At 27.4% G+C, this 12,446-nt stretch carries 13 protein-coding genes; 4 read left to right on the top strand and 9 right to left on the bottom strand.

Features of this window, described 5'->3' with window-relative positions:
* The first annotated feature begins 7 nt into the window (after window positions 1-7).
* Window positions 8-1,354 carry a class II 3-deoxy-7-phosphoheptulonate synthase gene (locus ACD570_RS05725; protein ID WP_417904212.1) on the top strand — a complete coding sequence of 449 codons (1,347 nt, stop codon included), beginning with the start codon at window positions 8-10 and terminating at the stop codon, window positions 1,352-1,354.
* Window positions 1,348-1,680, top strand: a complete 333-nt coding sequence (locus ACD570_RS05720; protein WP_417904211.1) for an arsenate reductase family protein — start codon at window positions 1,348-1,350, stop codon at window positions 1,678-1,680. The genes ACD570_RS05725 and ACD570_RS05720 overlap by 7 nt, the downstream gene beginning before the upstream one ends.
* Window positions 1,681-1,707: 27 nt before the next feature.
* Here ACD570_RS05720 and ACD570_RS05715 read toward each other — a convergent pair whose 3' ends face one another.
* A complete protein-coding gene (locus ACD570_RS05715; protein ID WP_255349559.1) occupies window positions 1,708-1,947 on the bottom strand; it encodes a SelT/SelW/SelH family (seleno)protein in 240 nt (79 codons plus the stop codon).
* Window positions 1,948-2,080: 133 nt separating this feature from the next.
* Between ACD570_RS05715 and dnaE the strand changes: the two genes are divergently transcribed.
* The gene (gene dnaE, locus ACD570_RS05710; protein WP_337197437.1) at window positions 2,081-5,683 is read left to right on the top strand and encodes a DNA polymerase III subunit alpha; all 3,603 of its coding nucleotides are present in this window, start codon (window positions 2,081-2,083) and stop codon (window positions 5,681-5,683) included.
* 2 nt (window positions 5,684-5,685) lie between these two features.
* On the opposite strand, the gene ACD570_RS05705 is transcribed toward dnaE, so the two are convergent.
* The 5 genes from ACD570_RS05705 to ACD570_RS05685 are packed head-to-tail and all read right to left on the bottom strand — an operon-like array spanning window position 5,686 to window position 9,648.
* Window positions 5,686-6,312: a YggS family pyridoxal phosphate-dependent enzyme gene (locus ACD570_RS05705; RefSeq protein WP_337206901.1), complete on the bottom strand. Its 627-nt coding sequence runs from the start codon at window positions 6,310-6,312 to the stop codon at window positions 5,686-5,688.
* 45 nt (window positions 6,313-6,357) lie between these two features.
* Window positions 6,358-7,107 carry a flagellin C gene (gene flaC, locus ACD570_RS05700; protein WP_337199315.1) on the bottom strand — a complete coding sequence of 250 codons (750 nt, stop codon included), beginning with the start codon at window positions 7,105-7,107 and terminating at the stop codon, window positions 6,358-6,360.
* Window positions 7,108-7,145: 38 nt separating this feature from the next.
* Window positions 7,146-7,616, bottom strand: coding sequence for a DUF4149 domain-containing protein (locus ACD570_RS05695; RefSeq protein ID WP_337198675.1), 471 nt, complete (start codon window positions 7,614-7,616; stop codon window positions 7,146-7,148).
* 47 nt (window positions 7,617-7,663) lie between these two features.
* Window positions 7,664-8,464 (bottom strand): peptide chain release factor N(5)-glutamine methyltransferase, encoded by an 801-nt coding sequence (gene prmC / locus ACD570_RS05690; protein ID WP_337198674.1) that lies wholly within the window; start codon window positions 8,462-8,464, stop codon window positions 7,664-7,666.
* Complete coding sequence (locus ACD570_RS05685) at window positions 8,461-9,648, bottom strand: M48 family metallopeptidase (RefSeq protein ID WP_337197445.1); 1,188 nt, start codon at window positions 9,646-9,648, stop codon at window positions 8,461-8,463. The genes prmC and ACD570_RS05685 overlap by 4 nt, the downstream gene beginning before the upstream one ends.
* Before the next feature lie 137 nt (window positions 9,649-9,785).
* Here ACD570_RS05685 and ACD570_RS05680 point away from each other — a divergent pair, with 137 nt between their 5' ends.
* Window positions 9,786-9,965 carry a molybdenum cofactor biosynthesis protein gene (locus tag ACD570_RS05680; RefSeq protein WP_337207734.1) on the top strand — a complete coding sequence of 60 codons (180 nt, stop codon included), beginning with the start codon at window positions 9,786-9,788 and terminating at the stop codon, window positions 9,963-9,965.
* Between the two features lie 4 nt (window positions 9,966-9,969).
* Here ACD570_RS05680 and mog read toward each other — a convergent pair whose 3' ends face one another.
* Genes mog through ACD570_RS05665 form a run of 3 tightly spaced genes read right to left on the bottom strand, consistent with a single transcriptional unit; the run spans window position 9,970 to window position 12,324 of the window.
* Window positions 9,970-10,503: a molybdopterin adenylyltransferase gene (gene mog / locus ACD570_RS05675; protein WP_200282352.1), complete on the bottom strand. Its 534-nt coding sequence runs from the start codon at window positions 10,501-10,503 to the stop codon at window positions 9,970-9,972.
* Window positions 10,504-10,528: 25 nt separating this feature from the next.
* On the bottom strand, window positions 10,529-11,518 hold the full coding sequence (corA, locus tag ACD570_RS05670) for a magnesium/cobalt transporter CorA (protein WP_200282355.1): 990 nt from the start codon (window positions 11,516-11,518) through the stop codon (window positions 10,529-10,531).
* Between the two features lie 44 nt (window positions 11,519-11,562).
* The gene (locus ACD570_RS05665) at window positions 11,563-12,324 is read right to left on the bottom strand and encodes a basic amino acid ABC transporter substrate-binding protein (RefSeq protein ID WP_337207735.1); all 762 of its coding nucleotides are present in this window, start codon (window positions 12,322-12,324) and stop codon (window positions 11,563-11,565) included.
* Between the last annotated feature and the right edge of the window lie 122 nt (window positions 12,325-12,446).

Below are 12,446 nucleotides of genomic sequence, written 5' to 3'. Positions count from 1 at the left end.
ATTTATTATGAAATGGAATATTAACTCTTGGAGAAAATATCCTGCAAAACAGCAACCTATTTATCCAAATCGACAAGATTTGGATAAAGTTTTATCTAAACTTCAAAAATTACCACCTTTAGTATTTGCAGGTGAAGTTAAAGCTCTTCAAAATGACTTAATTAAAGTTTCACGAGGCGAAGCTTTTTTGCTTCAAGGTGGAGATTGTGCTGAAAGTTTTAAAAATTTTGGTGCTATTAATATACGCGATATGTTTAAAATTTTACTTCAAATGGCTATAGTTTTGACTTTTGCTGGCAGATGCCCTATTGTTAAGATTGGACGTATAGCGGGACAATTTGCAAAACCTAGAAGTAGTGATTTTGAAGAATTAAATGGAATAAGACTTCCTAGTTATCGAGGGGATATTATCAATGATTTTAAATTTGATAAAGAATCAAGAATTCCTGATCCTAAGAGAATGTTAGAGGCTTATTATCAAAGTGCTACAACTTTAAATTTGTTACGTGGATTTGCTAAGGGTGGTTTAGCTGATTTACGTGAAGTTCATCGCTGGAATTTAGGTTTTTTAAAAAAAAATAAATTATATGAAAAATATGCACATATGAGTGAAAAAATTTCTGAAGCTTTAAATTTTATAGAAGCTTGTGGTATTAATATACAAGATACATCTACGCTTAAAGAAGTTAATATTTATACTTCTCATGAAGCTTTGCTTTTGCCTTATGAGGAATCTTTAACAAGAATAGATAGTTTAAGTGGAGAAATTTATGATTGTTCTGCTCATATGTTATGGTTGGGAGAAAGAACAAGATCTATTAATGAAGCGCATGTTCATTTTTTAAGCGGAATAAAAAATCCTTTAGGGGTAAAAATAGGACCCAATGCTAATGCCGAAGATATTTGTGCTTTAGCTCATTCTTTAAATCCAAAAAATGAAGAGGGTAGGTTAAATATTATCATTAGAATGGGTGCTGAAAAAATAGTCCAAAATTTACCTAAGATATTTACTAAACTTAAAAGAGAAGGAATTAATTTAATCTATAGTATTGATCCTATGCATGGTAATACTACAAAAATAGGAAATTATAAAACTAGAGAATTTGATAAAATTATTCAAGAACTTAAATATTTTTTTGAAATTGCTCATAGCGAAGGAATTTATCCAGGAGGAGTTCATCTTGAGATGACAGGACAAAATGTTACAGAATGTATAGGTGGTGCTTCGAATATTACTCAGCAAAAATTAAATAAGCGTTATGAAACCCAATGTGATCCAAGATTAAATGCTGATCAAGCTTTAGAGCTCGCATTTTTAATCGCAGATTTATTAAAAAGGAACAAGAAGTGTTAAATTTTTATGGGATAAAAAATTGTAATAATGTTAAAAAATCTCAAGAATTTCTTAAAAATGAAAAAATCGAATTTGAATTTTTTGATATTAAAAAACTTGATGAAAAAACTTTTGATTTTTGGATAGGGCAAAGAAATATTATTGATTTTGTAAATACAGCAGGTATCACTGCTAAGAAGATTGGATTAAATAAGGAAAAGCTTACTTATTTAAGCAAAGATGAGTTAAAACAAGTGATATTAAATAACCCAAGTTGTATTAAACGCCCAGTAATAGAATTTCAAGGTAAAATTTATATCGGAAAAGAATATGAATCTTTAAAATAAAAACTATTTTAAAGATTCTAATATTTTTTACATTTTGTTGATCAAATCTGATATTTCTTTTTCATATGGAAATCTTTCATTTTCACAATTTATAAGATCCATTTTTGAAAAGATTATTTTTGAATCAACCTCTACAATAAAATCGCCCTTGTTACCAATTTCAAATTCAATATGGATATTTTTAAAATTATTTTTTAATTCTTCTGCAACACGTGCAGCTTGAGGACGATAGTTTCAAAGATTACAATAAATAATTTTTACTCGCACTTTAATCTCCTTTTATTTAGATTTTTTATAATTATAATATATTTTTTAAATAATCTAGGAGAATAAATTCTTAAAAATTCAGGGATAAAGAACTATAATAAAAAATATATTTAGTGTATTTTAAGGATAATTAATGAGTCAATTTACCCATCTTCATTTGCATACCGAATATTCTTTACTTGATGGCGCTAATAAATTAAAAGAATTAGCAGATACCTTAAAAGAACAAGGAGTTACAAGCGTTGCCATGACAGATCATGGCAATATGTTTGGAGCTATTGATTTTTATCAAACGATGAAATCAAGAGGTATTAAACCGATTATAGGCTTAGAAGCGTATTTGCATAATCATGATGATATAAGCGATAAAAGCTCTAGGCAGCGTTTTCATCTTTGTTTGTATGCTAAAAATGAAATAGGTTATCAAAATTTAATGTACTTAAGTTCTCAAAGTTATATTCATGGGCTTTATTATTATCCACGTATTAATAAAAAAATCTTAGAAAAACATAGCGAAGGACTTATTTGTTCATCAGCTTGTTTACAAGGCGAGATTAATTGGCATTTAAATATCCAAAGTCAAAGAAATGCTCGTTTTGGTGCAAAAGGATATGATAGCGCTAAAGAAGCAGCACTGTGGTATAAAGATGTTTTTAAAGACGATTTTTATTTAGAAATTATGAGACATGGTATTTATGATCAAAGATGTATCGATGATGATATTATAAGATTATCTAAAGAATTAAATATAAAAATTATAGCTACAAATGATACACATTATACTTTTAAAGAAAGAGCCGCAGCGCATGAAGTTTTTATGTGCATAGCAATGGGAAAGAAATTAAATGATCCTGATCGTATGCGTCATAGCGTGCATGAATTTTATGTAAAAACCCCTCAGCAAATGGCAGAACTTTTTTTAGATATCCCAGAAGCAATAGAAAATACACAAGAAGTAGCACAAAAGTGCAATTTGGAATTAAATTTAGGAAATCCAACTCCACCTAATTTTAAATTTACTAGAGAATATGCCAAAGAACACAACTTGCAATTAAAAGATGAAAAGAAAGAATTTAGTTTTGATAATGATGATATTGTTTTTGAATATCTTTGCAATAAAGGTTTAGAAGAAAGATTAAAATTTATAGATCAAGATAGACACAAAGATTACAAAGAGAGATTGCAAAGAGAGATTGAAATCATTAAAAATATGAAATTTTCAGGCTATATGCTTATTGTTCATGATTTTATAGCTGTTGCTAAAAGCAAAGGTATTCCAGTGGGACCAGGGAGAGGTTCTGCTGCTGGGAGTTTAGTGGCTTATTGTTTAAAAATCACAGATTTAGATCCTTTGCCTTATAGTTTACTTTTTGAGCGTTTTTTAAACCCAGAGCGTGTTTCTATGCCAGATATTGACGTTGATTTTTGTCAAGATAGACGCGGTGAAGTTATTGATTATGTAATTGATAAATATGGTTCTGATAAAGTTGCACAAGTTATAACTTTTGGTAAGTTGTTGGCACGCGGAGTAATTAGAGATGTTGCTAGAGTATGTGATATGAGTATTCCTGATGCTGATGAGCTTGCTAAACTTATCCCTGAAGAGCTTAAAATTACTTTAGATAGTGCTTATGAAAAAGAGCCAAAAATCAAAGAATTTATTGATAGACACCCTAAGGGACATGAAGTTTGGGAATATGCAAAAGCTTTAGAAGGGCTTAATAGAAACGCAGGAATGCATGCAGCAGGCGTTGTTATTTCTAATGAAAGTTTATGGAAAAAAACTCCTCTTTTTAGGCAAAGCAAAAATGATGAAAGACATTTAGTAACACAGTATTCTAAGGATCATTTGGAAGATGTTGATTTGATTAAATTTGATTTTTTGGGTCTTAAAACTTTAACTGTTATTAATAATGCTATCAATCTTATAAAAAAGCGTTATAATAAAGAGATAATTTGGGAGAGTATTGATGTAAATGATCCAAAGGTTTATAAAACCATACAAAGTGGAAATACTTTGGGAATTTTTCAAATAGAATCAGATGGCATGCAGAGCTTAAATGCAAGACTTAAGCCAGAAAGATTTGAGGATTTAATTGCGGTGCTGGCTCTGTATCGTCCAGGACCTATGGAATCTGGAATGCTTGATGATTTTATTGATAGAAAACACGGTTTAAAAGATATAAAATATCCTTTTGATGTTTTAAAAGAAGTTCTAGAACCAACTTATGGGGTTATAGTTTATCAAGAACAAGTTATGCAAATAGTCCAAATTATCGGTGGATTTTCTCTAGGTGGAGCAGATGTTGTACGCCGTGCTATGGGTAAAAAAGATCCTGAAAAAATGAAAAAATTAAAAGACGAATTTGCAGATGGAGCTGAAAAACAAGGATATAATAGAAAAGAAGCCGAAGATCTTTGGGAACTTATTTTAAAATTTGCTGGATACGGTTTTAATAAGTCGCATTCTGCAGCTTATGCTCTCATTACATTTCAAACTGCTTATTTGAAAACTTATTATCCTAGTGAATTTATGGCTGCGCTTTTAACAAGTGAAGAAAATAATGTTACTAAAATTGCTGTTTATATAGATGAGATGAAAAAAATGAATATTAAACTTTTACCACCTTCTATTAATAAGGCTATACGTGAATTTAGCGCTATAGAACAAGAAGATGGAAAAGATGCGATTGTTTATGGTTTAGGAGCGATTAAAAGTGTAGGAATTCCGGCAGTTGAGAATTTAATTGAAGCTAGAGAAAGTGGAGAATTTAAAGATATTAATGATTTTTTAGGTAAGATAGAACCTTCGAAAATTAATAAAAGAGCATTAGAAAGTCTCATTAAAGCCGGTGCTTTTGATGAATTTGGCTATACACGTAAATGTTTATTTGATAATTTAGAAAACCTTTCAGAAGGTTCAAGGAAAATGGCTGAAGTAAGAAAAAATGCAGCAAGCTCACTTTTTGGAGAAGAAGAGCTTTCTAGTGGTTTACAAGCGAATTTCATTGTTAAAAATGATGAATTTGAAATCATGGAAAAACTTGATTTTGAAAAAGAAATTCTAGGAATTTATGTTTCAGGACATCCTTTAGATCGTTTTTATGAAGAGTTCAAGGATTTAGATTATGTAAAAAGTATAGATTTTTCATCGCTTAAGGGTAGTGGAGAAATATTGAGTATCGGAAAGATAGAAGGTTTTAAAACCATGATGAGTAAAAATAATAAACGTTATGGTAGGCTTGAAATTTTAGATTTTTATTCCGCCTTCGATGTAACTGTTTTTGAATCTAATATAGAAGAATTGGACAATATTTTAAAAGATGAGGAATTAAAAAACAGGGCTTATGGATTTTTATTGAGTTATAAATCTGATGAAGGTAAGGTTGATAGTTTCGCTTTAAGATCAATTAAAAAGATAGAGGAACTTAAAGAGGGAGATTTTAAGGCAATTAAGAAATTTTCGACTAAAAAAATAATTAAAGAAAATAAAGATTTTACCGAAGAACCTAAAGAATTTGAAAAAAATATTATTGAACTTGATATTTCTAAATTAAATCGTGAATTAATTTATGAAATTCATGATATAGCAAGAAATGCACACAATCCAAATGAAAAAGGGAATCGAAAACTTGTTTTAAAAATTATTAGTGCTGGTTCTTGTTTGCTTTATCATACTGATTTTATTATTTCTGAAAATATAAGTCAAAAGATTATTGAAAAATATGCTGGATGATTTTAATTTTTAAATAAAATACTTCCTAATCTAACCATATTTGAGCCGCATTTGATTGCGAGCTCAAAATCATTACTCATCCCCATAGAACAAATTTTTGCACCATATTTTTGTAATTTTTCATAAATTTTAAATGTAATTTCAAAGCTTTTTATTATTTGATTTTGATCTTTTTCATTAGCGCCTATACTCATAACACCGCAAAGATTTAAATTTGGGCACTCTTCTTGAATTTGTAAATATTCTTCTATTGCTCTATTTAAGTCAATTCCATTTTTATTTTTTTCTTTAGCACTGTTGATTTCAAGTAAAGTATCAAGTCTATAATCAAGTCTTTGATTTACAGCTTGAGCGATTTTTAAACCATTACAGGATTGCCAAAGAATAGGTTTTTGTTTAATTAAAAGATTAATTTTGTTACTTTGTAAATTTCCTATAAAGTGCCATTTAATATTTAAATTTTCTTTATCAAGCTCTTGTTTTTTTTGCGACAAGGCTTGAACTTGGTTTTCTCCGAAATCTACAATTCCAAGGTTAAAAAATTTTTTAATTGTATTAGAATCTGTATATTTACTTGCGGCAACTAAATGAATATTTTTTGTTTTTTCTAAAATTTGTTCTAATATCATAAGATATATTTTGTTTAAAGCCTTACAAAAAAAAGGCTTTAAAAATTATTGCAATAAGTTTGCAATTTTACTTTGTAATTGCATATTAGATTGAGCTGCTACAAAAGCTGCCGCATTTTCTTTTAAATAGTTAGTGTTAAAATCATTAATATTTTTAGCCATATCATTATTTAAAAGATTATTTTCAGCCGCTTTTGTATTTATGCTATTTTGAACACTAGAATTAATATTTGAAGTAATTGCGTTGATACCAGAACCAATTTCGCTTCTAAGACTGCCAAGTTGATCCATAAAATTAGTAATACTATCTTGATTATCTATACTAAGACCTGCTGTAGAAAGCGAATTTAGATTAGTAGTTTCAGTACCATTTCCTACTACAAAGTTCATAGTTTGAAATACATTTTTACCATTATAAGTCGCATTATTAAAAGAATCATTAATAGAATCTTGAATTCTTGTAGCTTCTGTTCTTAGCATATTCTTTTGAGAATCATTCAAAGCAGCATTATTCATTTTAACTGAAAGCTCGTTTAGTCTATCAGCACTTTGAGAAATATTTGTTAAACTAGCATCAGCAATTTGCAATACACCGATAGCATCATAAGCATTTGCGATTCCTTGATCTATTGTGCTAGATTGAGATCTTAAAGAATCAGCAATAGCTAAATTTGCACTATCAATTCCACTAATTGCACGAACAGCAGCAATATTTTCTAGGGCTTTATCGCTAGCTTTTTGAGCATTATTTAAATAATAATTTTGTTGCATCATAGTTGCATCGGAAATCATCATAGCGTGCCTCCTTGTTTATTTAAAATTTTTTGATTATATCATTTTTTGTCTATTTTAAAACTTAAAAAATATAAAAATACTTGAGATATTAGAATTATTTTTAAAGTAATTTCGCTTGCGCTATGTATACTAGAAAATTTATTGCCAATAGTTGCTTGTTCACCTAATTTTTGCATCGAAATAATTTGTTCAGTAAAATAAAATACAAAAATTAAACTTAAAATTAAAATAATTAAACTTAAAATTAATTTTGAAAATTTAATTTTAAAATTAAATTTTTCTTTAAAATAGGAAAAAACTTCAAATAAAATATTTATACTTGAAACAATAAGTAGCAAATATCCCATTTTTATGAAAATTTGCGTCATTAAAATTCCACTTTGGTAATGATTTAAAATTCCATCTCCAAGAAAATTTTTAGGATAAAAAATAATAGGTGCGACAATCACCCCAAGTATAAGCTCTATGCCTATCATAGCAGCAAGTAAAAATAAATTAACAGCTTTCATTTTCTCCACTTTTTGTTTTAATTTTTGATTATCTTAGCATAATAATTTTAGCTTTGAGTAAATTTTGCAACAAAAACTCGATCATGTCCAGCTTCGTCTTTAAAAAATAAATTTGAAAAATGATATTTTTTTAAAATTTTATTTAAAACTTTTTTTTGATCATAGCCAAATTCACAAGCTATAAATTTTACTTTTTTTGAGTAAGCAAACTGAATTATTTTCTCTAAAATTTCATAACCTTTTTCTCCGCCAAATAAGGCTTCTTTAGGTTCGCTTTGAACCCAAATATCTATAGGATAGGAATTTTTAATATAGGGGGGATTTGAAAAAATAAAGTCATAATTATCTTTTAAAGTTGAAAAATCGCAAAGTTTAAAATCGATTTGTTTTTCTACTCCATGAATTTTTGCATTTTTTTTAGCAAGTTCTAGTGCTTTGGGATTAATATCGCAAGCAGTAAGATTGATTTTGAGCTCTTTGGCTAATATAATACTTAAAATTCCACTACCAAATCCTATTTCTAAAATATTTTTAAATTGATGAGTTTTGCACAAATTTAAAATTTGATTCAATAATATTTCTGTGTCATATCTAGGTATTAATACACCTTTATTTATTTTAAAATCTAATCCCCAAAAATTTACTTTTTCAAAAATATATTCAAATGGTTCTCCCTTGTTAAATCGATCAATAAGTTGAAAATATATTTTTGGATCAAAATTTAAATCCTGATTTAAAAAAAGCCACGTTTTATCTTTATTTAAATATTCACAAAGTATAAAAGTAGCTTCATTTTCATAGCCTTTTAGTTTAGATTTTGCTTGATTTAGGGCTTCTTTTATTGTCAAGAAAGAGCCTTAATTCTATCATAAATACTTGGATGACTAAGATAAAAAAAACTATAAATTTTACTTGTTTTAATAAAAGCTTTATTCTCTCTTGCTAAAGCCATTAAAGCATTCTTCATATCTTCTTTATTGGTGACTTTGGCTCCATGTAAATCAGCTGCAAATTCATTTTTTCTACTTAAAAAATTAATCAAAGGTGAAATAATAAAACTAAATACATTACCAAAAATTAACAAAAGTGCAAAAACTCCAGCACTAATATTGTCTAGATGTGTTTGTGTGTATAAAATTTTTGGTAAATGCGCAAAAATGAAGAAAAGCAAAAGCATCATAAAAGCACTGCTAAATAGATTTTTTATAATATCTTTGTGAACAAAGTGTCCAAGTTCATGGCCTAAAACAGCTAAAAGTTCCCTTTCATTAAGCGCTTTTAATAGGGTATCAAAAAGCACAACTCTTTTATTTTTAAAAAGTCCTCCAAAATAAGCATTTAAACGTTTGTCTCTTTTGCTTGCATCCATAACATAAATTCCATTTGCATTAAAACCACATTTTTGCATTAAGGAAGAAATTTTATTTTGTAAATTTTCATCTTCTAATTTTTGAATTTTATTAAATATGGGAGCTATGAGAGTAGGATAAATGATATTTATAAGCAAAATAACAAAAAATGAAAATATAAACGCAGCAATCCACCATAATGATTTAAAAAAATCATAACAAAAAAGCAAAGCGTAGATGATTAAAAAACCAAATATTATGGTTAAGAGTATGCTTTTTATATTATCTTGGATGAAAATTTTTAAAGTCATATTTGAAAATCCGTGAGCTTTATCTTTTACAAAATGTTCATAAAAACTAACTGGCAAATTTGCAATACTTGTTATAATTAAAAATATTAATAAGAATAAAGTGTTTTCAAAACGAGAATTTTCTTGAATAATAAAATTTTTAAGAAAATAAAAACCAAAACTAAGCCAAATGGTATTGATAAAAAATGAATATAAATTGGAAAAAAATTTAAATTTTTCATTTTCTATAGCAATATTAGCTGCTTTTTTATAATCATTTTCATCTAAAATCTCTGCTTTTTTCTGCTTTTCTTGCTTTAAAAAACAAATTTGCTGATAAGAAATAAAAGATAATATAGCTGTATAAAGAAATAAAATTGCAATTAAAATCATATTTTTCCTTGAAAATAAAAATATTTTTGTTTTAAATTCTAACTTAAAATCATGAAATAAAGTTAATCATTTTAAAGAAATTATTGGTACAATATATTAAAATTATTGTTAAAATTTTAATATTTTTAGGATGAAAAATGTTTAATAAAAAAGCACCCCAAAAACAAAATTTAAAAAATAAAATTTCATTTAATGATGTTATTTTAGATGATAGGCTTTTTGATTTTACCCGTAAAATTCAAAAAATAAGTAAAGATGAAGCCAGTGTAAATTTACTAGCTAGACAACTTAGTAAACTTATTAAGGCCAATCAATAATTATTTAACATTTCTTGGGGCGAAAAATTTTAATTATTTCATCATTGTTTTCTATATATGATCCTCCGATTAAATCTATGCAATATGGGATTGCTGGAAATATAGGTTTTAAGCATTCCATTATAGCTTTAGGATTTCCTGGAAGATTTACTATAAGAGTTTTATTACGAATTCCTGCAGTTTGTCTTGATAGTATTGCAGTAGGGACATATTTTAAACTTTCTAAACGCATTAATTCTCCAAAACCAGGCATCATTTTATCACATACAGCTTCAGTTGCTTCTGGGGTTACATCTCGCAATGCAGGTCCTGTTCCACCACTTGTTATAATTAAATCACATTTTTTTTCATCGCTTAAATAAAGTAATTTTTGTATGATTAAATCATAATCATCTGGAATAAGTTCTTTAAAATAATCAATTTTATTTTTTATAAAAGATGTGAGTATTTTTTCAACTTCGCTTGTTGCTTTATCTTCATATATCCCGCTACTAGCACGATCACTTAGGGTTAAAATTCCAATTTTTATTGTATCCATAATAATATTCTCCTTAACTTAAATTTTAAAGCCAACCCTTTTTTTTAAAGATAATTACGGGTAGTATAATAGAAATAATCATGATAAAAAGCACAATAGGATAGGCATAATGCAGATCAAGTTCTGGCATAAATTTAAAATTCATCCCATAGATTGTTCCAATAAGTGTTGGTGGCATCATGGCAACTGTTGCAACTGTGAAAAGTTTGATAATTTTATTTTGTTCTATATTAACTTGACTTGCTAAAATTGTTTGTATATTATCTAAAATATTAAGCTGGGAAACGCTAAATTCAACTAAAGAATTTAAGTCTTTAAGAACTATAGTTAAATTTTGCTTGATATCTTTATCTATTTTATCGCTTTTTAATAAAGAAGTCATTGCTCTTCTTTTATCGAAAAGAGAATCTCTGACACACATATTTGACTCTTGTAAGCTAGAGATATCTTTTAGCATTGAATCGTAACTATATTCATCTTTTTTTTCTAAGACACTTACTCTTAAGCCTCTTGCCTCTTTATCTATCCATTCTAATAGATCCGCATCTTTTTCTACACGCACTTCAAACATTTTATCAATGATATCATATCCATCCTCAAAATTTTTAGGACTCGCAAGTATTCTAGCTTGGATTTCTTCAAAGGTATTAAATTCGCTATATCTTATCGTAAATAAAATATTTTTAGCTGTAGTAAAAGTTACTACTTCTGTGCTAAGATTTCTAGGGCTAACTTTATTTTCATTATGCTTATAATCTCTGATTAAAAAATGTGCATTAATGGTAATTGTTGCATTATCTTCCCAATATTTTGCACTAAGTTCTATTTCTTGACTTTCCTCTTTAGTTGGAAATTCAAGATCAAATTTATTAGCGATAAAAGTGATTTCAGCTATACTTGGCTGAAGCAAATCTATCCATAAGATATTTTCGGGTAGTTTTTGTACATTTTCATCTAAATTAAAGCAAATTCTTTGCACTAAGGCATTTTCTGTTTTAGTATAGATATAAAGCATAATAATTCCTTAAAACACAATGTTTGTATTTTTTTGATATTTCATTATAAATCATATTTTTTTAAAAGTTTATCATAAGTCCCATCAGTTTTTAATTCATCGATGCCTTTGTTAAATCGTGCTAATGCCTCTTTTTGTTTATCTTTATCAAAAGCAAAACTAAAGCCTTCGCTATCATCATTTTCTTGATAAAAACTTACAAGTTCCGGATTTTCAGCAAGAAAACCTTTTGCTGCATCTTGATCTATAATAATAGCATCAATTTTACTGTTTTTTAAAGCCAAAATAGCAATATTTAAATCTTTATTAGCTCGAATTTCTGCATTTTTGATTTTTTTTGCGGCATTTTCTTGTAATGTTCCAAGTTGTACACCTATTTTTTTACCTTCTAAATCATTTTTGGAGTTAATTTCATCATTAGTTTTTAATTTAATATAAAGATTTTTACTTTTAAAGTAAGGTTGTGTAAAATCAACACTTTTTCTTCTTTCATCAGTTGCGCTCATAGCAGAAGCAACCATATCAATTTTTCCAGCTTTTAAAGCAGGAATTAAACCATCAAAACTAGTTTGAATCCAAGTAATTTTTATATTTTCTTTTTTTCCTATAGCATCTACTAAATCTGTATCAAAGCCAGTAAGAATTGAATTTTCTTTGTAGTTAAAAGGCTTGTAATTAGGATCTGTTCCTACTTTTAAACTAAGAGTTGCGTTTGATTCTGTTTGATTGTCGTTTTTATTTTTTTGACAAGCTGCAAAAAATAAACTCATTAAAATAATACAAAAAGCAATAAATATTTTTTTCATTAAAAAATCTCCTATATTTTGTAAATTTAATAATTTTTTGTAATTATAATATTTTTTTTGTAAATTATTTAAGATTTAATTTTATAAATTTGGTTAAAAATTATAATTATTTTGGCAAATAA

Source organism: Campylobacter sp. LH-2024 (genome assembly GCF_048270605.1).
GTDB classification, from domain to species: Bacteria; Campylobacterota; Campylobacteria; order Campylobacterales; family Campylobacteraceae; genus Campylobacter_D; species Campylobacter_D molothri.
This window is presented reverse-complemented; position numbering and strand designations above follow the sequence as displayed.

Coding starts and splice junctions, on each gene's coding strand:
- dnaE (WP_337197437.1), top strand. CDS start 2,081: ATGAGTCAATTTACCCATCTTCATTTGCATACCGAATATTCTTTACTT.
- ACD570_RS05705 (WP_337206901.1), bottom strand. CDS start 6,312: ATGATATTAGAACAAATTTTAGAAAAAACAAAAAATATTCATTTAGTT.
- corA (WP_200282355.1), bottom strand. CDS start 11,518: ATGCTTTATATCTATACTAAAACAGAAAATGCCTTAGTGCAAAGAATT.
- ACD570_RS05680 (WP_337207734.1), top strand. CDS start 9,786: ATGTTTAATAAAAAAGCACCCCAAAAACAAAATTTAAAAAATAAAATT.
- ACD570_RS05665 (WP_337207735.1), bottom strand. CDS start 12,324: ATGAAAAAAATATTTATTGCTTTTTGTATTATTTTAATGAGTTTATTT.
- mog (WP_200282352.1), bottom strand. CDS start 10,503: ATGGATACAATAAAAATTGGAATTTTAACCCTAAGTGATCGTGCTAGT.
- ACD570_RS05685 (WP_337197445.1), bottom strand. CDS start 9,648: ATGATTTTAATTGCAATTTTATTTCTTTATACAGCTATATTATCTTTT.
- ACD570_RS05695 (WP_337198675.1), bottom strand. CDS start 7,616: ATGAAAGCTGTTAATTTATTTTTACTTGCTGCTATGATAGGCATAGAG.
- flaC (WP_337199315.1), bottom strand. CDS start 7,107: ATGATGATTTCCGATGCAACTATGATGCAACAAAATTATTATTTAAAT.
- ACD570_RS05725 (WP_417904212.1), top strand. CDS start 8: ATGAAATGGAATATTAACTCTTGGAGAAAATATCCTGCAAAACAGCAA.